18 protein-coding genes and 2 tRNA genes are annotated in these 17394 nt (G+C 66.1%); 6 read left to right on the top strand and 14 right to left on the bottom strand.

The window, feature by feature from the left end; translation table 11 throughout:
• The first annotated feature begins 1 nt into the window (after nt 1).
• Complete coding sequence (locus AC13FN_RS05070; RefSeq protein WP_482985266.1) at nt 2–2233, top strand: ATP-binding protein; 2232 nt, start codon at nt 2–4, stop codon at nt 2231–2233.
• A gap of 1 nt (nt 2234) precedes the next feature.
• On the opposite strand, the gene bfr is transcribed toward AC13FN_RS05070, so the two are convergent.
• From bfr to AC13FN_RS05055, 3 genes are all read right to left on the bottom strand, one after another.
• Nucleotides 2235–2705, bottom strand: coding sequence for a bacterioferritin (gene bfr, locus AC13FN_RS05065; protein ID WP_005419804.1), 471 nt, complete (start codon nt 2703–2705; stop codon nt 2235–2237).
• Between the two features lie 143 nt (nt 2706–2848).
• Entirely contained in the window at nt 2849–3058 is a 210-nt protein-coding gene (locus tag AC13FN_RS05060; protein WP_005411309.1) for a (2Fe-2S)-binding protein, read from the bottom strand.
• 108 nt (nt 3059–3166) lie between these two features.
• Nucleotides 3167–3787 carry an RNA pyrophosphohydrolase gene (locus AC13FN_RS05055; protein ID WP_043399361.1) on the bottom strand — a complete coding sequence of 207 codons (621 nt, stop codon included), beginning with the start codon at nt 3785–3787 and terminating at the stop codon, nt 3167–3169.
• A 121-nt stretch (nt 3788–3908) separates the two neighbouring features.
• Here AC13FN_RS05055 and AC13FN_RS05050 point away from each other — a divergent pair.
• A tRNA-Met gene (locus AC13FN_RS05050) sits at nt 3909–3985 on the top strand.
• Between the two features lie 55 nt (nt 3986–4040).
• Nucleotides 4041–4115, top strand: a tRNA-Gln gene (locus AC13FN_RS05045).
• A 313-nt stretch (nt 4116–4428) separates the two neighbouring features.
• On the opposite strand, the gene rpsI is transcribed toward AC13FN_RS05045, so the two are convergent.
• Together rpsI and rplM are read right to left on the bottom strand one after the other, a co-directional pair.
• The gene (rpsI, locus tag AC13FN_RS05040; RefSeq protein ID WP_005411311.1) at nt 4429–4821 is read right to left on the bottom strand and encodes a 30S ribosomal protein S9; all 393 of its coding nucleotides are present in this window, start codon (nt 4819–4821) and stop codon (nt 4429–4431) included.
• Between the two features lie 2 nt (nt 4822–4823).
• Complete coding sequence (gene rplM, locus AC13FN_RS05035) at nt 4824–5252, bottom strand: 50S ribosomal protein L13 (protein ID WP_005414692.1); 429 nt, start codon at nt 5250–5252, stop codon at nt 4824–4826.
• 196 nt (nt 5253–5448) lie between these two features.
• Between rplM and coq7 the strand changes: the two genes are divergently transcribed.
• On the top strand, nt 5449–6093 hold the full coding sequence (gene coq7 / locus AC13FN_RS05030) for a 2-polyprenyl-3-methyl-6-methoxy-1,4-benzoquinone monooxygenase (RefSeq protein ID WP_054172645.1): 645 nt from the start codon (nt 5449–5451) through the stop codon (nt 6091–6093).
• A 95-nt stretch (nt 6094–6188) separates the two neighbouring features.
• Here coq7 and AC13FN_RS05025 read toward each other — a convergent pair whose 3' ends face one another.
• Entirely contained in the window at nt 6189–6509 is a 321-nt protein-coding gene (locus AC13FN_RS05025; RefSeq protein WP_049435688.1) for a DMT family transporter, read from the bottom strand.
• A gap of 168 nt (nt 6510–6677) precedes the next feature.
• Complete coding sequence (gene speD / locus AC13FN_RS05020; protein ID WP_006473908.1) at nt 6678–7472, bottom strand: adenosylmethionine decarboxylase; 795 nt, start codon at nt 7470–7472, stop codon at nt 6678–6680.
• A gap of 149 nt (nt 7473–7621) precedes the next feature.
• Here speD and crp point away from each other — a divergent pair, with 149 nt between their 5' ends.
• A complete protein-coding gene (crp, locus tag AC13FN_RS05015; RefSeq protein ID WP_010482649.1) occupies nt 7622–8311 on the top strand; it encodes a cAMP-activated global transcriptional regulator CRP in 690 nt (229 codons plus the stop codon).
• 62 nt (nt 8312–8373) lie between these two features.
• Entirely contained in the window at nt 8374–9135 is a 762-nt protein-coding gene (locus tag AC13FN_RS05010) for a sulfite exporter TauE/SafE family protein (protein WP_010482650.1), read from the top strand.
• 97 nt (nt 9136–9232) lie between these two features.
• On the opposite strand, the gene AC13FN_RS05005 is transcribed toward AC13FN_RS05010, so the two are convergent.
• From AC13FN_RS05005 to AC13FN_RS04975, 7 genes are all read right to left on the bottom strand, one after another.
• A complete protein-coding gene (locus tag AC13FN_RS05005) occupies nt 9233–9949 on the bottom strand; it encodes a haloacid dehalogenase-like hydrolase (protein ID WP_010482651.1) in 717 nt (238 codons plus the stop codon).
• Nucleotides 9946–10740 carry an indole-3-glycerol phosphate synthase TrpC gene (trpC, locus tag AC13FN_RS05000; protein WP_019336605.1) on the bottom strand — a complete coding sequence of 265 codons (795 nt, stop codon included), beginning with the start codon at nt 10738–10740 and terminating at the stop codon, nt 9946–9948. Before trpC ends, AC13FN_RS05005 begins: the two co-directional genes overlap by 4 nt.
• Before the next feature lie 74 nt (nt 10741–10814).
• Nucleotides 10815–11846, bottom strand: coding sequence for an anthranilate phosphoribosyltransferase (gene trpD, locus AC13FN_RS04995; protein ID WP_043399367.1), 1032 nt, complete (start codon nt 11844–11846; stop codon nt 10815–10817).
• Between the two features lie 16 nt (nt 11847–11862).
• Nucleotides 11863–12450, bottom strand: a complete 588-nt coding sequence (locus tag AC13FN_RS04990) for an anthranilate synthase component II (protein WP_217014414.1) — start codon at nt 12448–12450, stop codon at nt 11863–11865.
• A 2-nt stretch (nt 12451–12452) separates the two neighbouring features.
• Nucleotides 12453–13241: an SIMPL domain-containing protein gene (locus AC13FN_RS04985; protein ID WP_482985267.1), complete on the bottom strand. Its 789-nt coding sequence runs from the start codon at nt 13239–13241 to the stop codon at nt 12453–12455.
• A gap of 67 nt (nt 13242–13308) precedes the next feature.
• Entirely contained in the window at nt 13309–14784 is a 1476-nt protein-coding gene (trpE, locus tag AC13FN_RS04980; protein WP_099554075.1) for an anthranilate synthase component I, read from the bottom strand.
• 178 nt (nt 14785–14962) lie between these two features.
• Nucleotides 14963–17320, bottom strand: coding sequence for a Tle-like phospholipase domain-containing protein (locus AC13FN_RS04975; protein ID WP_482985268.1), 2358 nt, complete (start codon nt 17318–17320; stop codon nt 14963–14965).
• Between the last annotated feature and the right edge of the window lie 74 nt (nt 17321–17394).

The raw sequence follows: 17394 nt of genomic DNA, 5'->3' as shown, positions 1-17394 counted from the left end.
CGTGCCGCTGTGGGGCGTGCTGCTGGTTGCCCTGACCGCGGCCGCCATGGCGATGCTGTTGGGCCTGCGCCTGCGCACGCGCGGCCGGGCACTGGCCCAGCTGCAGCGCGAGCACAGCGCGCTGGCCGCCGACCGCGACCAGCTGCGCCATACCACCGAACGCCAGGGCCAGCTGGAACAGCAGCTGCTGCAGGCCAAGCAGGCCGCCGAAGCGGCCGTGCTGGCCAAGGGCGAGTTCCTGGCCACGATGAGCCACGAGATCCGCACCCCGCTCAACGGCATCCTGCCGATGCTGGAGCTGATCGCGCGCGGGCCGCTGGGCGAGGACCAGCGGCAGATGCTGGCCACCGCTTCTGCCAGTTCACAGCAGCTGCTGCGCATCGTCGACGACATCCTCGACTACTCCCGGCTGGAAGCACAGGCGCTGGAACTGGAGATCACCAGCTTCAACCTGCGCGACCTGCTCGATGGCGTGGTGCAGCTGATGCAGCGGGCCGCCGACGCCAAGGGCCTGGTCCTGGGCCTGCAGCTTGACCCATCGGTGCGCCTGCCGGTGCGCGGCGACCCCGTGCGCCTGCGCCAGGTGCTGAGCAACCTGCTGGCCAACGCGATCAAGTTCACTGCGCGTGGGCAGGTGCAGCTGCGCGTGCAACGGCTGGGTGAAGGCCCCGCGCAGCACCAGCTGCGCTTCGAGATCATCGATACCGGCATCGGCATCGACGACACGCTGCAGACACGCCTGTTCCAGTCCTTCAGCCAGGCCGACGCATCCACCACCCGCATCTACGGCGGCACCGGCCTGGGCCTGGCCATCTGCAAGCGCATCATCGACCTGATGCACGGCCAGATCGGCGTGCAGTCCACGCCTGGCCAGGGCGCTACGTTCTGGTTCGAGATCCCGCTGCTGAAGGTTCCTGGCGACCTGCCGGCGATGGCGCGCGCGCCAGCACCGCTGCTGCTGTTCAGTGCCGATGCAACGCTGCAGGCACGCATCGAGCGCATCGCGGCCCATCATGGCCTGCTGGTACACGCCATGGCGCAGCTCGATGCCGTGGTCGAGCGCCTGCGCGCGGTGCCGAGGCCCGGGCAACCGGCACCGACCTGGCTGCTGGTCGATGCACGTGCGCGCCGCATCGGTGAAGCGACGCTGCAACAGGCGTTGGCCGAACGTGGCGAGGACGATGCCCTGCAGGTGCTGTGGCTGCAGGACGATACCCTTCCGGCACGCCCGCGCCAGCGGCAGCTACCCTCGCATTTCGACGACGCTGCGCTGCATGCACTGCTGGCTGCACCGGTCGCGCATGCGCGCCCTGCCGCGCTGCTGGCCAACGCCGAACAGGGACAGCCCACGCCCACGCTGCCGCCGTTGCACCTGCGCGTGCTGCTGGTGGAAGACAACACGGTCAACCGGATGGTGGCCGAGCATCTGCTGCGCGTATTCCAGTGCGAGGTGCGCAACGCCGCCGATGGCGAGCAGGCGCTGGCCGCCCTTCGCGAAGGCGGCGTGGATGTGGTGCTGATGGATTGCCAGATGCCGGTGCTGGACGGCTACGCCGCCACGCGCCACTGGCGTGCGGAAGAAGCGGAAACCGGGCGCACGCGGTTGCCGATCATCGCGATGACGGCCAACGCCATGGCCGGTGATCGCGAGCGCTGCCTGCAGGCCGGCATGGACGACTATCTGTCCAAGCCGATCGCACGTGCCACGCTGCATGCGCTGTTGCAGCGCTGGGGTGGCGGGAAAGCTGCATCACCTGGACAGCCTTCTGTAGAACCGAGCCATGCTCGGCTGACGGCCAATTGCAGTCGCACGCCATCAGCCGAGCATGGCTCGGCTCTACAGAATCCGGAAAAGCAGGTGGCGCCAGCACCGCAACCGGTGCTCGACCGTGATGTGCTGGACGAACTGCACGCGGTGATCGGCGATACCGCCCTCCAGATCGTCTCGGTGTTCCTGGAGGATGCGCCGGCGATGGTGCAGCAGCTGCAGCAGGCCGCGCAGAACGGCGACGAACCCCGCCTGCAGGCGGTCGCGCACAGCCTGAAATCATCAAGCGCGAACGTGGGGGCTTTGTCGCTGTCGGCGGTGGCGCAGCGGATCGAACACGAAGCCCGCAGTGGCAGCCTGCAGCGCCCCGCGGTGGCAGTGGCGCTGCTGGTTGCCGAATTCGCCCGTGCGCGCGTGGCACTGACGGGCTACCTGGCACAGCATCGCGCCGGCCAGGCCGGTTGAGTCACTCTTCCAGCTTGCTCAGCAGGTACTTCGGCTCGCCGATGCGCTCGATCAGGTCGAGCTGGGTCTCCAGCCAGTCGATGTGCTCTTCTTCCGAGTCGAGGATCTTCACGAACAGCTGGCGGCTGACGTAGTCACCCACCGAATCGGAATAGGCCACGGCCTCGCGCAGGGTGACCACGCCGTCGCGTTCCAGCGACAGGTCGCACTGCAGGATCTCGGTCGGGTTCTCGCCGATGCGCAGCTTACCCAGCGCCTGGAAGTTCGGCAGGCCTTCAAGGAACAGGATGCGGTCGGCGAGCATGTCGGCATGCTTCATCTCGTCGATCGATTCCTTGTACTCATGTTCGGCCAGTTCCTTGATGCCCCAGTTCTTCAGCATCTTGGCGTGCAGGAAGTACTGGTTGATCGCGGTCAGCTCGTTGTAGAGGACCTTGTTGAGGAATTCGATGACCTTGGTGTCGCCCTTCATGGGGATGCTCCTGCACGCTGAAAACGCAGGCACTTTAACGCCTTGCGTGCGGTCGTGAAGGAACGCGAATCGTGCGCATTGGCCTGTGCGGCCACGCGTGAAGGATGCGAAAGCGCGGCGTCAACGCGCCGCGAAAGAGACGATCAGGCGACCTGGGCCAGGCCCAATACCGGCAGCGGCAGATCGTGGGTCGCACGTGCCTTGGCCAGCAGGTCGCCGGCCATGTCCAGGCAGGAACCGCAGGTGGCACCACAACCGGTACGCATGGTCAGTTCGGCCACCGTGCTGACGCCATGGCTGGCGGCTTCGCGGATCTGGTGGTCGGTGACTCCGTTGCAGATGCAGACGTACACAGGCGTGAACCGGGCTGACAGGCCAAGAGTGGCCTGTTGGCTATTCCAATGGAAACGAGAATGGTTGTCAATCAGAGACCTGAACCATTCTCGATACCGTTCAGCCGGTCAGGTGGCCGGACCATCGCCGGTGGCCTTCTTCGGCCAGTAGCCGCGGGTGCGCGGGCGCTTGCGTGGGCGGTCATGCCCGGCGGTATGGCCCGGCATCCAGGCTTCCGCAGCGCTCTTGGGCATGGCGGTGACGCCCTGCCCGGCCACCCCGCGCGCCAACGGCGCCAGATGTCGCAGAGCACGCGCATAGACGCCACGCTTGAACATCACCACGTGCTCCACCGGGTACCAGAAGTCCACCCAGCGCCAGTGGTCGAACTCGGGCGAATCGGTATGGTCCAGCTGCACATGCGATTCGTCGCCGGTCAGGCGCAGCAGGAACCAGACCTGCTTCTGGCCGATGCAGACCTGCCGCTCATTGCGGCGGATGGCCCGCGCCGGCAGCTTGTAGCGCAGCCAACCGGGCGTCGCCCCTAGCACTTCCACGTGCTCAGGCAGCAGGCCGGTCTCTTCCTGCAGTTCACGATACATGGCCTCGACAGGCGTCTCGTCGGTGTTCATGCCACCCTGCGGGAACTGCCAGCCGTCCCGGCGCACACGTCGTGCCCAGAACACCTGGCCGTCCTGCCGCATCAGCACAATGCCGACGTTCGGTCGATAGCCGTCCGGATCGATCACGATGCGGACTCCTAAGAAAATCTACTGGTCGGGACTATCCCATGCCCTCTGTCGGCCCACAAGCACGACACAAAAGTGTTGACAGGGTCGATACACATCCGCAGAATAGCGGGCTCACCAAGGCTATGTAGCTCAGCCGGTTAGAGCACAGCACTCATAATGCTGGGGTCGGTGGTTCGAGTCCACCCATAGCCACCACACTGAAAATCAAGTTGTTTTTCAGTGTGAAAAGTGAGAAAATAGTTGCACGTTTTGCCCCGTCGCCAAGCGGTAAGGCACCTGACTCTGACTCAGGCATTCGGTGGTTCGAATCCATCCGGGGCAGCCAAACAAAAAAGAAAAAAGCCTGATCGAAAGATCAGGCTTTTTTCTTTTTTGCTTGGTCACGCACCCCACCTTATCCCCGCGCCTGTCGGCGCACCCCCTTGAACAACAAGGGGGCTCTTCTCCAGAGAGGCGTCCGGAGCGGGATCCTCTTCTGCAGAACCCCACCCTGCTGACATGCGACGCCCCGGGTAGTGCCGGCCGCTGGCCGGCACCCTGGAAATGCATGACCCCAGAACGACAAAAGCCCGGCCGAAGCCGGGCTTTTGCTTTTCCATCCAGCGGGCTCCCGAAGGAGCCCAACCAGGCGCGGTAGATCAGCGCTTGGAGAACTGGGTGGCGCGGCGGGCCTTGTGCAGACCGACCTTCTTACGCTCGACTTCACGGGCGTCACGGGTCATGAAGCCGGCCTTGCGCAGCTCGGACTTCAGGGTTTCGTCGTACTCGACCAGAGCACGGGCGATGCCCAGACGGATCGCACCGGCCTGGCCGGTGGTGCCGCCGCCAGCGGCGGTGACCAGGATGTCGAAGCTTTCGGTGTTCTTGGTCAGCTCGAGCGGCTGGCGCACGATCATGCGCGCAGTCTCACGACCGAAGAACTCGTCCAGCGGACGGCCGTTGACGGTGATGTTGCCCGAACCCTTGCGCAGGAACACGCGAGCGGTGGAGGACTTGCGGCGGCCAGTGCCGTAGTTTTGAGTGATAGCCATGATTAGATATCCAGAACCTGCGGCTGCTGTGCGGCGTGCGGATGCTCAGTGCCGGCGTAGACCTTGAGCTTGCGGTACATCTGGCGACCCAGCGGGCCCTTCGGCAGCATGCCCTTCACGGCGATCTCGATCACGCGCTCCGGGTGGCGCTCCAGCGCCTGTGCCAGGGATTCGGTCTTCAGGTTGCCGATGTAACCGGTGAAACGGTGATACATCTTGTCCTGCAGCTTCTTGCCGGTGACGGCAATCTTTTCTGCATTGATGACGACCAGGTAGTCGCCGGTATCAACGTGGGGGGTGTAGACCGGCTTGTGCTTGCCGCGCAGACGGCGGGCCAGCTCGGTGGCGAGACGGCCCAGGGTCTTGCCCTCGGCGTCGACGAGGTACCAGTCGCGCTGGACGGTCTCGTTCTTGGCAGTGAAAGTGCTCATGAAGAACTCTAGGTTAGGTCGGGCTCATTGCGGCGAAAGGCTCACCGGAACTCTGCCACGCGTTGTGAAAAGGTGAAGCGTAAGAGGCGGGATTGTACGCAGGTCAGCCCCCCGTTGCAAGCCGGCCCCTGACCGGGTTGGCAGGGGAACGGGGCCGGGCGAGAATCGCAGGTCTTCCGCCCCGCCGTGTACCGCCATGACCGTGCTCCGCCAGATCACCCCGCTGGACCACCTGCTGACCGAGGCGCAGCGCGCCCTGGACACGGTGTTCGGCAACCCGCCGGCGGCCCGTCCCTACCCGGCTACGGACACCGACGAGCCCGGCATGGACCGCACCGAACGCCGCCACGCGGCCGGCCTGATGCGGATCAACCACGTCGGCGAGGTCTGCGCGCAGGGCCTGTACTTCGGCCAGGCCGCCGTGGCGCGCGACCCGGCCACGCGTGAACACCTGCTGGAAGCGGCTCAGGAAGAAACCGATCACCTGGCCTGGTGCGCCACCCGTCTGGGCGAACTGGACAGCCGGCCCAGCCTGTTCAACCCGCTCTGGTATGCCGGCAGCTACACCATCGGCACCCTGGCCGGGCTGCGTGGCGATGGCTGGAACCTGGGCTTCGTGGTCGAGACCGAGCGCCAGGTGGAAGCCCATCTGGACGAGCACCTGGTCGACCTGCCGGCCAGCGACCTGCGCAGCCGCGCGGTCATCCAGGTGATGAAGGAAGACGAGGCCCGCCATGCGGAGCACGCCGAGCAGGCCGGCGCACGCCGCCTGCCGTTCCCGATCCCGGGCGTGATGGCGCTGGCCTCCAGGGTGATGAAGACCATCGCCTACCGCATCTGAAGCGTTGCCCGCACCAACGGTGCAGGCCTACCAGGAGGTGCGGCGGGGGCCGACCAAACAACACGGTGGGGCCCGACCGTTGGTCGGGCCACCCTTCAATTGGGCGAGACCAGCTTCAGGCCGATCACGCCGGCCACGATCAGGCCCACGCAGGCCAGTCGGGCCGGCGATGCGCTGTCGTTGAACAGGTAGATGCCCAGCACCGCCACGCCCAGGGCGCCGATACCGGTCCAGATCGCGTAGGCCGTGCCGACCGGGATGCTCTTCATCGCCTGGCTCATCAGGTACAGGCTGATCAGCGCGGACACGACCGTGGCAGCAGTGGGAAGGGGTTTGCTGAAGCCTTCGGAGTACTTCATTCCGAGGGCGAAACCGATCTCGAACAGGCCGGCCAGCAGCAGGTAGATCCAGGGCATGGGTGGGGGCTCCTTACCTTTTTTGAGAAAAACGAAACGGCCCGGTGTTTTCACACCGGGCCGTGGGTCGGTACATCACCGTGGAACCATGTCGCTTGCGCGACACCAGTTCCACGGGGCGGGTCGTCCCGCCTGGGTGGCGATGCCTGCGGGCATCGCACACGGGGCTTACTCGGACAGGTTCCGGCCGTGGAACAGCTCTTCGATCTCGCGCTTGAGCAGCGCTTCGATCTTCATGCGTTCCTTGAACGACAGGTTCTTGGCCTTTTCCTCGAACAGGTACTGGTCCAGGTCGAAGTCCTTCAGGTGCATCTTCGTGTGGAAGATGTTTTCCTGGTAGACGTTGACGTCGAACATCTCGTAACGCGACTTGATGTTCTTGGCCAGGAAGTTCTGGATCGAGTTGATCTTGTGATCGATGTAGTGCTTCTTGCCCTTCACATCGCGGGTGAAGCCACGGACGCGGTAGTCCATGATCACGATGTCCGACTCGAGGCTTTCGATCAGGTAGTTCAACGCCTTCAACGGCGAAATGACGCCGCAGGTGGCCACGTCGATGTCGGCGCGGAAGGTGGCGATACCTTCCTGCGGGTGCGTTTCCGGATAGGTGTGCACGGTGATGTGCGACTTGTCCATGTGCGCGACCACGGCGTCGGAGATCAGCTCCTTGCCGGCCTGCTTCTTGTCGATCACCGGTTCTTCGGAGATCAGGATGGTCACCGAGGCACCCTGCGGGTCGTAGTCCTGGCGGGCCACGTTCAGGATGTTGGCGCCGATGATCTCGGCGACATCGGTCAAGATTTGAGTCAGCCTGTCGGCGTTGTACTCTTCATCGATGTATTCAATGTAACGCTGACGCTCCTCTTCGGTGCGCGCGTAACACACGTCATAGATGTTGAAGCTCAGCGCCTTGGTGAGGTTGTTGAAACCCTGCAGCCTCAGGCGAGGCAACGGCTTGACCACGGCGGTCGATTCCTGTGTAAGAAGGGAAAGGGGGAATTATGGGGCAAACTGTCCCCGGGGGGAACGTGAAGATCGCTCACATCTGGCACACTGTTTGCCCTTAACAATTGCGCTGGTTAAGCTCCGCTATCGACCCCGTGAATCCGTTCATGCGCAGAGGGAGCGCTCCTATCGTGTCAACCGTGCGCCTAGCTAGCAGTCCACTGGCCCTGGATATCGCCACCATCGATCGTTTCCTGGCGCACAGCCACAGGCGTCGATACCCCACCCGTACCGACGTCTTCCGACCCGGTGACCCGGCGGGAACCCTGTATTACGTCATCAGCGGCTCGGTTTCGATCATGGCCGAGGAAGATGACGATCGCGAGCTCGTGCTGGGCTACTTCGGTGCCGGCGAGTTCGTCGGCGAGATGGGCCTGTTCGTTGAATCGGACCGCCGCGAGGTGATCCTGCGGACCCGCACCGCCTGTGAGCTGGCCGAAATCAGCTACGAGCGCCTGCACCAGCTGTTCCTCGGCCCGCTGTCGGCCGATGCCCCGCGCCTGCTGTACGCGCTGGGCCAGCAGATCTCCAAGCGCCTGCTCGACACCAGCCGCAAGGCCAGCCGACTGGCATTCCTGGACGTTACCGACCGGATCGTGCGCACCCTGCACGACCTGGCGCAGGAGCCGGAGGCCATGAGCCATCCGCAGGGCAGCCAGCTGCGCGTCTCGCGCCAGGAACTGGCACGCCTGGTGGGTTGCTCGCGCGAAATGGCCGGCCGCGTACTGAAGAAGCTGCAGACCGACGGCCTGCTGCATGCGCGCGGCAAGACCGTGGTGCTGTACGGCACCCGTTGACCGTTGAGCACCCGGTGGGTGCGGACCTTGGTCCGCACTCCTTCGCGCGCTAGGCTCGGGGCATGGAGCTGAGCAGCGAATTCTGGTGGTTCATCCTCATCGGCCTCGGCGCGCAGCTGGTCGACGGCGCGCTGGGCATGGCTTTCGGCCTGGTCTCATCGTCGGTGATGCTGAGCATGGGCCTGCCGCCGGCGCAGGTCAGCGCCAGCATCCACACCGCGGAAGTGTTCACCACCGGCGCCTCGGGTGTGTCGCACCTCGCCGCCGGGAATGTCGATAAACGCCTGTTCCTGCGCCTGGCCCTGCCCGGCGCGGTGGGCGGCGCGGTGGGCGCCTACGTGCTCACCCAGATCCCGGGCGAGATCATCCGGCCACTGATCTACCTGTACCTGCTGGTGCTGGCGATCATCATCCTGGCTCGCGCGGCCGGACGCTGGATGCCCAAGGGCGAAATCCGCCGGGTACCGGTGCTGGGCTTCTTCGCGGGCCTGCTCGACGCCAGCGGCGGTGGCGGCTGGGGGCCGATCGCCACGTCCACCCTGCTCGCTCGTGGTGGCCAGGCGCGCACCACCATCGGTACGGTCAATGCGGCGGAGTTCGTGGTCACGCTGACGGTGTCGGCGACCTTCCTGCTGTCGATGGGGGTGCAGCACCTGCAGATCGTCGCCGGCCTGCTGATCGGCGGCATGATGGCCGCGCCGGTGGCGGCGATCCTGGTCAAGCGGGTGAAGGAGCGCTGGGTGCTGGTGGCCGTTGGCGTGCTGGTGCTGGGCATCAGCCTGTTCCAGATCGGCCACGCGGTGTACGGGCACCTGTATCGCTGAGGCATTCCCTGTAGAGCCGGGCCATGCTCGGCTGATCGCGCACGGATACCGCAACGAAGAGCAGCCGAGCATGGCTCGGCTCTACAACAGGCTCGGATCAGGCCTTGTCGCCACCACGGTCCACGCAGCCCCAGTTGAGGATGCGGGTGCCGGCCGGCAGCACGCGGCGGAAGAAGTCCACCCGGCCCGGCTTCGGGTTCACCACCACCGGCGCCTTGGCCGCCAGCAGCAATGGCAGGTCGGCGGTGCTGTCGGAGTAGGCGATATCGATATCGCCGTAGCCGCGCTCGCGCAGCATGCGCATCTTCTCTTCGTTGTGGCAGTGACGGGTCGGGCCGACGCCACCCAGCCGTGGGCCAACCTCGGTGCCGATCACCGGTACGTCCTGGTGGGCGACGAAGGCCAGGATCGCCCGTGCCAGCTCTGGCGGCGCGCCGGTGGCAACCACCACGCGGTCGCCCTTGGCGCGGTGCGCGGCGAACACCTCCAGCGCCTGCGGCAGCAGCTTGGCGCGCATCTGCGCCTCATTGCGCAGCACATAGGCGTCGATGACCTTGTTGAAATCGCGCGCACGGTGCAGGCCGAAGCTGCCGATCCACACATAGACCGAAATACCGGCACGACGGGTCGGCAGCAGCGCCACCATCGGCCCGGCAATCGGCGTGACCAGCAGCGCCGCCAGCATCCGCAACGGGTTGCGCTTGATCAGCGAGGCGAACAGGTGGGTGCCCGAATCGCCGTCGTAGAGGGTGTGGTCGAAGTCGAAGACCACCAGCGGCGCATCGTCGCGTGGCGTCGGATAGTGCGTTTTCATGCCGCGAAGAATAGCTGACGCAGGCCCTCGCCCGGCTCTTCCACGCGCATGAAGGCCTCGCCGACCAGGAACGCATGGATGCCGGCATCGCGCATCAGCGCCACGTCCTGCGGGCCGAGGATGCCGCTCTCGGTCACCAGCAGGCGGTCACGCGGCACCGCCTTCTGCATGTCCAGCGTGGTCTGCAGCGACACCTCGAACGTGCGCAGGTTGCGGTTGTTGATGCCGATCATCGGCGCCGGCACCTGCAGCGCGCGCTCCAGCTCGTCGATGTCGTGCACCTCCACCAGCACGTCCATGCCCAGCGACAGCGCCAGTTCGGACAGGGTGGCCAGCTGGGTGTCGTCCAGCGCGGCGACGATCAGCAGGATGCAGTCGGCGCCCAGCACGCGCGCCTCGTACACCTGGTAGGCGTCGATCACGAAGTCCTTGCGCAGCACCGGCAGCGTGCAGGCCTCGCGGGCCTGCTGCAGGTAGGCGTCGGCGCCCTGGAAGAAGTCCACGTCGGTCAGCACCGACAGGCAGCTGGCGCCACCGAACTCGTAGCTGACGGCGATGTCGGCCGGGCGGAAGTCCGGGCGGATCACACCCTTGGAGGGGCTGGCCTTCTTCACCTCGGCGATCACCGCCGGGTCGCCGTTGGCCACCGCCGCCTGCAGCGCGCGCACGAAGCCACGTACCGGCGGGGCGCTGGCCACGGCAGCCTGAAGCGCCTCGAGCGGGCGCTGGGCGCGGCGCTGGGCCACTTCTTCGGCCTTGCGGGCCAGGATCGTCTGCAGGATGTCGCTCATCGTCGTCGGTTCGGTGCGGGGGCGGTGAGGACGGCCATTATCGGCCATCAAGAGGGTCAGGCTGAACCGCGCGCTCAGGCAACCAGCGCGCGGGTGGTCTCCACATACTGCTGCAGGCGCTGGCGGGCGCTGCCGTTGGCGATGGCGGCACGGGCGCGGGCCAGGCCGTCGCCGATGTCGCTGGCCACACCTGCCACGTACAGGGCGGCGCCGGCATTCAGCGCCACGATGTCCAGTGCCGGGCCCTGCTGGTTGTCCAGCACGGCGCGCAGCATGGCAATGGACTGCTCCGGGCCATCCACGCGCAGGTTGCGACTGGCCGACATGGCGATGCCGAAGTCCTCCGGGTGGATCTCGTACTCGCGCACCTTGCCGTCGCGCAGCTCGCCCACCAAGGTGCCGGCACCCAGCGAGATCTCGTCCATGTTGTCGCGGCCCCAGACCACCATGGCGCGCTCGGTGCCCAGCTCGCGCAGCACGCGTGCCTGGATACCCACTAAATCAGGATGGAACACGCCCATCAGCACCGAAGGCGCGCTGGCCGGATTGGTCAGCGGGCCGAGGATGTTGAAGATGGTGCGCACGCCCATCTCGCGGCGGACCGGCGCGACCACCTTCATCGACGGATGATGGATCGGCGCGAACATGAAGCCGATGCCGGTCTGTTCGATGGCCGCGGCCACCTGCGCCGGCTGCAGCTCGATGGCCGCGCCCAGCGCCTCAACCGCATCGGCACTGCCTGACTTGGACGACACGCTGCGGTTGCCATGCTTGGCCACGCGCGCACCGGCCGCCGCCGCGACGAACATCGCGCAGGTGGAGATGTTGAAGGTGTGCGAGCCATCGCCACCGGTGCCGACGATGTCGACCAGGTGGGTGGTATCGGCCACCGGCACCGCCAGCGCGAACTCACGCATGACCGTGGCCGCAGCGGCGATCTCGTCGATGGTTTCCTTCTTCACGCGCAGGCCGGTGAGGATGGCGGCGGTCATCATCGGCGAAACGTCGCCACGCATGATCTGCCGCATCAGATCGACCATTTCGTCGAAGAAGATTTCGCGGTGTTCGATGGTGCGTTGCAGGGCTTCCTGGGGGGAGAAGCTCATGGGAATGCTCCTTGGATCAGGCCGCCGGGCGCTGCAGGAAATTGCGCAGCAGGGCGTGGCCATGTTCGGTGAGGATGGATTCGGGGTGGAACTGCACGCCTTCCACCGGGAACTGGCGGTGGCGCAGGCCCATGATCTCTTCGATCGAGCCGTCGTCGTTCTCGGTCCAGGCGGTCACTTCCAGCACATCGGGCAGGCTGTGCTTGTCCACCACCAGCGAGTGGTAGCGGGTGGCCTGGTAACGGTCCGGCAAACCGGCGAACACGCCCTTGCCTTCATGGCGGATGGGCGAGGTCTTGCCGTGCATGATGTTGCCGGCACGGATCACGGTGCCGCCGTAGACCTGGCCGATGCCCTGGTGGCCCAGGCACACGCCGAGGATGGGCGTGGTCGGGCCGAGGCGCTGGATCAGCTCCAGCGACACGCCCGCCTCGTTAGGTGTGCACGGGCCGGGCGAGATGACGATGCGCTCGGGCTTCTGCGCGACGATCTCGTCCACGCTCATCGCATCGTTGCGCACCACCTTCACCTCGGCGCCCAGCGTCTGCAGGTACTGCACGAGGTTGTAGGTGAAGCTGTCGTAGTTGTCGATCATCCACAACATGGTCAGGTTCCGTCGCTTATCAGGAAAATGGCGTATACGTTTTCGGTGTAGGTGATGGGGCCGGCTTCGATCGACTCCGGCGCCATGGGTGCGGGCGCTGCAGCGCTGCTGGTCAGGGCGATATCGGTAAGGCGTGGCTCAGGCACGCCGCTCACCTCACCCTCGACCGGCTGTGGCCATCGGCCGGCCTGGATGCCATAGGCGAAGTCCGGGGCCACGTCGGAGATGCTGTACAGGCCTCGCAGCTGGGTGCCGTAGGCCTTGGCCAGGCCCTGCGCGGACTCGCGGGTCCTGGCTGCGGCCTCGCCCTTGAGTTCACGGCGCAGCGCCACTTCGCCCGAGTAGGTCGACGCGACACTGCTGACCTGCAGGTTCTCGTTGGCCTTCAGTGCACCCAGCGTTGCCTGCATGGCCTGCACGCTGGCGAAGCTCGCACGCAGCTGGCGCGCCACGCGGGTACCGATGAAAACCTGCTTGCCATTGTCATAGCGATGGGCCGGACCGATACGCAGGTTGTCCGCACGCACACTGCCTTCCACCGCCTTGTTCTGCTTGAACACCGCCAGCACGCGCGCGACGTTGTCCTGCACGCGGCGGCGCGCGGCGTCGGCATCCATGTCGGTCTCTTCGATGTTCAACTGCAGGCCGAACCGGTCCGGCATCACCACGCGGCGCGCCTCGCCTTTCACCAGCAGGTGCGGCTGCGAGGGAATGGTATTGGCCTGCGCCCACGCAGACGGGGCCATCGTGGCCAGCAGTGACGACCACAGCAATGCGCTCAGCAGCTTCATGCAGTACTCCTTGTCTTGAACGGGAACAGCGGAACGACCACGGCGCAACGGCCGTGGCGAGGCAGGCTCACAGGCCCTTGGCGGCCTGGGCGACGGCGCGGAACAGCGCGCGGCCCTTGTTCATCGTCTCGTCCCATTCCTTGTCCGGATCCGAGTCGTAGACGATGCCGGCGCCGGCCTGCACGTACAGGCGGCCATCCTTGATGACGGCGGTGCGGATCGCGATCGCGGTATCGGCATCGCCATGCCAGCCGATGTAGCCGATGCTGCCGGCGTAGACATTGCGCTTGATCGGTTCCAGCTCGCGGATCACTTCCAGCGCGCGGATCTTCGGCGCACCGCTGACCGTACCGGCCGGGAAGGTGGCGCGCAGCACGTCGGCGTAGCTCAGGCCCGGCTGCAGCTGTCCGGTCACTTCGCTGACGATGTGCATGACGTGGCTGTAGCGCTCGATCACGAACTGCTCGCCCACTTCCACGGTGCCGGCCCTGGACACGCGACCGGCATCGTTGCGGCCGAGGTCGATCAGCATCAGGTGCTCGGCGCGTTCCTTCGGATCGGCCAGCAGTTCGGCTTCCAGCGCCAGGTCCTGCTCGACGGTGGCACCGCGCGGACGGGTACCGGCGATCGGGCGCACGGTGACTTCGCCATCCTGCAGACGCACCAGGATTTCCGGCGACGAGCCGACCACCTGCAGGTCACCGACATCCAGGAAGTACATGTACGGCGACGGGTTCAGTGCACGCAGCGCGCGGTACACGTCCACCGGGCGCGCCTTGAACGGCACGCTCAGGCGCTGGCTCAGCACCACCTGGAAGATGTCACCGGCGCGGATGTATTCCTTGCTGCGCTGGACCGCATCGACGAAGCCTTCGCGGGTGAAACCGGAGACGAAATCGGACTCGTCCAGCACATCGCTGTTGAGCGGTGCGGGATAACCGGCGCCCGGTGCGCGCAGCTTGGCAGTCAGTGCATCCAGGCGGGCCTGGGCCTGCTCGAAGGCGCCCTCGACCCGGGGGTCGGCATGCACGATCAGGTACAGGCGGCCCTTGAGGTTGTCGAACACCGCCAGCTCGTTGGAGTCCAGCAGCAGGATGTCTGGCGTGCCCAGCTCATCGCGGCCGGCCGGCGGGGCCAGGCGCGGTTCGATGTAGCCGATGCACTCGAAGCCGAACCAGCCGACCAGGCCACCGGTGAAGCCCGGCAGGCCGTCCAGCTTCGGCACCGAGTGGGCGCTGCGCAGCGCCTCGACCTCGGCGAACGGGTCGGCCACCTCGCGGGTTTCCACCACCTGGCCGTCTTCGCGCACGGTCAGCGTATGGCCGTGGAAGGCGTACACGCGGCGCGCCGGCAGGCCGATGATCGAGTAACGACCAAAGCGCTCGCCGCCTTCGACGGATTCAAACAAGTAGGTATTGGGGCCGTCGGCGAGCTTCAGATAGACCGAAAGCGGCGTGTCCAGGTCGGACAGCACTTCACGGACGACGGGAATATGAGTGTGGCCTTCAGCGGCCTGCTGCTGAAACTGAGCGTGCGAGTTCAAGACGACTTTCCTTCCGGGACACAGCGTTATGGGGGCGGACGACGGCAACGGGCCACCATCGCCACCAACGGCGTGCGGAAGAAAGGGTATGCGGGGTCGTCAGGCTGGACACCCCTTGACTGTATCGCAGCCGGGGCGGGAGGGGAACCCCGCCGCGGCGTCGCGGTTCATTCGGCCATTAGCCCATCCGCCGGGCGTTCTCCTGGGCCTCCAGCCCCTGTTGCTGGGCCAGTCCAGCCGCCGTCGCCTGTTCGCGACCCGTGTTCAGGGCGTCAACCTGCGCCGTGCTCACGGCCAGCGGCTGGGCCATGCCGGCCGCCACGTCCACGTGCGCATGTCGGCGGTGGGCCGCCTGCAGATCCGGGGTGTCGACCGCGAATGCCCGCGTGCGGTCGTCACTGAGCAGCACATGGGAGATGGCCTGCAGCCCATCGCGCTTGGCCTGCGCAGCCAACGCCCCGGCCAGCTGGTCGCTCTGCAGGTTCGGGATGCGGCCATGTGCCACATCGAGGCCGTGCACGCCGGTCTGCGCGCCCTTGAACAGATGGAAATCGATGTGCCCCGGATCGTTCAGCGCGGGTATCTTCGCGGCCCCCTCCTGCAGCTGCGCATGCGGCCGTCCAAGCAGCTTGCGCGCGGCCGCCTCCTGGCTCGCGATTGCCGCGTCGAGACTGGGGTTCATCGTCTCGCTCATGCCATGCCGGTCCACCGACTCCCCCAGGGTCGCACTGCCGCGCCCGATCACCCACGACGTCTTGGCCAGGTTGACCAGGTTCTGCGGCAATGCCGGCGTGGGCAGGTGCGTGGCAATGCCCTTGTTGGCCATCGCGCCCAGCCCCACGGTACCGGCCAGCACGGCCGGCGCCTGCGAGGTCAGCCCGGTGATCTGATGGCTGCTCCAGTTCATGCCCATGTGGAAAGTTGCGCCGTACACCGCATAGCCGTTGCGCAGCCCATTGGCCACGCCATGCACACCCTGCTGCAGCTGGCCGCCCAGATGATGGCCGCCGGCGCGGATGCGGCCGGCATCCGCCGCCGCTTCACGGGTGGCTTCACGGGCCTTGGTTTCGTGTTGATTGCGCGCCGCGTCACCGTGCTCACGCATCTGCCTGGCCATGTCGTCGGCACCGAGCGCACCCAGCACGCTGGCCCCGATGTTCCAGCCATAACTGCCCTTGGCCTGCACGCGGTGGCTGACCGATTCGACCAGACCCTGCAGCTCGCGACCCTTGGCAATGACCGTCGCACCGCCTTCGATGCCCACCCGCATGCTCTTTCCACCGTAGTCGACCACGGTGCCGATCGCATTTCCCTGCAGGGTCGACGCACGCTCGACGGCAACGCCGGACAGGCTCATGCCCCGGCCCGCCAACGCGCCGACCTGCTCGACATGCTCACCGGCAACCCGTCCGGCACGCATGCCGCGCGCACCTGCGATCAGCACCTCGGCCAGCGGGCCACCGTATTCGGCAAGCTGGCTTGGCGCTTCTCGATGGCGGCGGTCCACCACCTTTCCGTTCACTTCGGTCTTGGCGTCCAGCAACAGTTCCATCCTGCCCGCGGCCACCGGAACATTGCGCAATGCTTCTGCCCCGGATTTCGACGCCAGCTGGTCAACCAGCTGGGCCGTGGCCGTCTGCGCGCCGGCCGGCATCATCTCCTGCAGCTTGCGGGTAACCATCTGCTGCACGCCCGGCTGGCGCAGCAGCTGGCTGGTCTCGCTGGCCAACAGGCCAAAGCCCTGCCGGTGATGCTCGTTGAGCCGCTTCAATCCGTTCTGCACATCGTTGAGCACTTCACCCGAGGTCTGGTAGGTGTGCACCGTGTCGCGCGTGTTGAACACCGGCAATCCGTGGGATTTCGCGTAGCGATCGGCGGTGGCCGGATGCAGGCCCGCCGAATTGAAGGTGGTCGCACGTACACCGGTCACCGCCGAAGCGGCAGAGGCCATGCCGCCGCCAAGCGAATGACCGGCGAGTTCAAAGTGGGTACCGGAGGTCTTCAAGCGACTGGCCAGTGCCATGGCCCGATCGTAGTAGTCGCTCTGCATGCCCACGCCCTGGCGTCCGTTGTTGAGGAAATCCTCGCCTCCGGACTCACGCCGCCCGCCTTTCGCCCGGGGATCGATGATTTCGCCCGTGGATCCCTTGAACACCAGCACCGGCTTGGCGTCATCACCGAACACTCTTTTGTCCGGAATGTAGATCTCTGCGCGGAAACCCGAGTCGTTCGGCCGCATCAGCTTCTTCAGGTCGGCTGCACCCAGGCTGATGCCCGCCGCTTTGAGCGTGTCCGGGTCGGTCACGGCACTGGCTCGCGTCCACCCGACCGGCGGTTCTCCTTTGCCCTTTGCCGAGGCATACACATCATCAGCAAGCGAACCCAGCTCGCGGGCGTGATAGGTCTCGCGCAAGCGCGCCGCTTCGGTGGCGTGTCCACCGCCCTGCAGTTGCTCGACCAGGTGCTGCTGCGCCTGGACGCTCCTGGCGCGGGCCTGCAGCAGGCGTTCCTGCTGCTCGGGATCGTGACCGCTCATGGCAGACTCCATTGCTCATCAGTGAAGACGCGGTCATCCAGGACCTGCTGGAATGACCACGGCCAACGCTATCA

The sequence above is a fragment of the Stenotrophomonas sp. 115C5 genome, from assembly GCF_056861055.1.
The sequence above is the reverse complement of the archived record's forward strand: the minus strand, read 5'-3'. Positions and strand labels throughout refer to the sequence as shown.

Excerpts from the sequence above, each read along its gene's own strand:
- bfr (WP_005419804.1), bottom strand. The coding sequence starts at position 2,705 with ATGAAGGGCGACACCAAGGTCATCGAATTCCTCAACAAGGTCCTCTAC.
- rpsI (WP_005411311.1), bottom strand. The coding sequence starts at position 4,821 with ATGGCTATCACTCAAAACTACGGCACTGGCCGCCGCAAGTCCTCCACC.
- rplM (WP_005414692.1), bottom strand. The coding sequence starts at position 5,252 with ATGAGCACTTTCACTGCCAAGAACGAGACCGTCCAGCGCGACTGGTAC.
- coq7 (WP_054172645.1), top strand. The coding sequence starts at position 5,449 with ATGACCGTGCTCCGCCAGATCACCCCGCTGGACCACCTGCTGACCGAG.
- AC13FN_RS05025 (WP_049435688.1), bottom strand. The coding sequence starts at position 6,509 with ATGCCCTGGATCTACCTGCTGCTGGCCGGCCTGTTCGAGATCGGTTTC.
- crp (WP_010482649.1), top strand. The coding sequence starts at position 7,622 with ATGCGCAGAGGGAGCGCTCCTATCGTGTCAACCGTGCGCCTAGCTAGC.
- AC13FN_RS05010 (WP_010482650.1), top strand. The coding sequence starts at position 8,374 with ATGGAGCTGAGCAGCGAATTCTGGTGGTTCATCCTCATCGGCCTCGGC.
- AC13FN_RS05005 (WP_010482651.1), bottom strand. The coding sequence starts at position 9,949 with ATGAAAACGCACTATCCGACGCCACGCGACGATGCGCCGCTGGTGGTC.
- trpC (WP_019336605.1), bottom strand. The coding sequence starts at position 10,740 with ATGAGCGACATCCTGCAGACGATCCTGGCCCGCAAGGCCGAAGAAGTG.
- trpD (WP_043399367.1), bottom strand. The coding sequence starts at position 11,846 with ATGAGCTTCTCCCCCCAGGAAGCCCTGCAACGCACCATCGAACACCGC.
- AC13FN_RS04990 (WP_217014414.1), bottom strand. The coding sequence starts at position 12,450 with ATGTTGTGGATGATCGACAACTACGACAGCTTCACCTACAACCTCGTG.
- AC13FN_RS04985 (WP_482985267.1), bottom strand. The coding sequence starts at position 13,241 with ATGAAGCTGCTGAGCGCATTGCTGTGGTCGTCACTGCTGGCCACGATG.
- AC13FN_RS04975 (WP_482985268.1), bottom strand. The coding sequence starts at position 17,320 with ATGAGCGGTCACGATCCCGAGCAGCAGGAACGCCTGCTGCAGGCCCGC.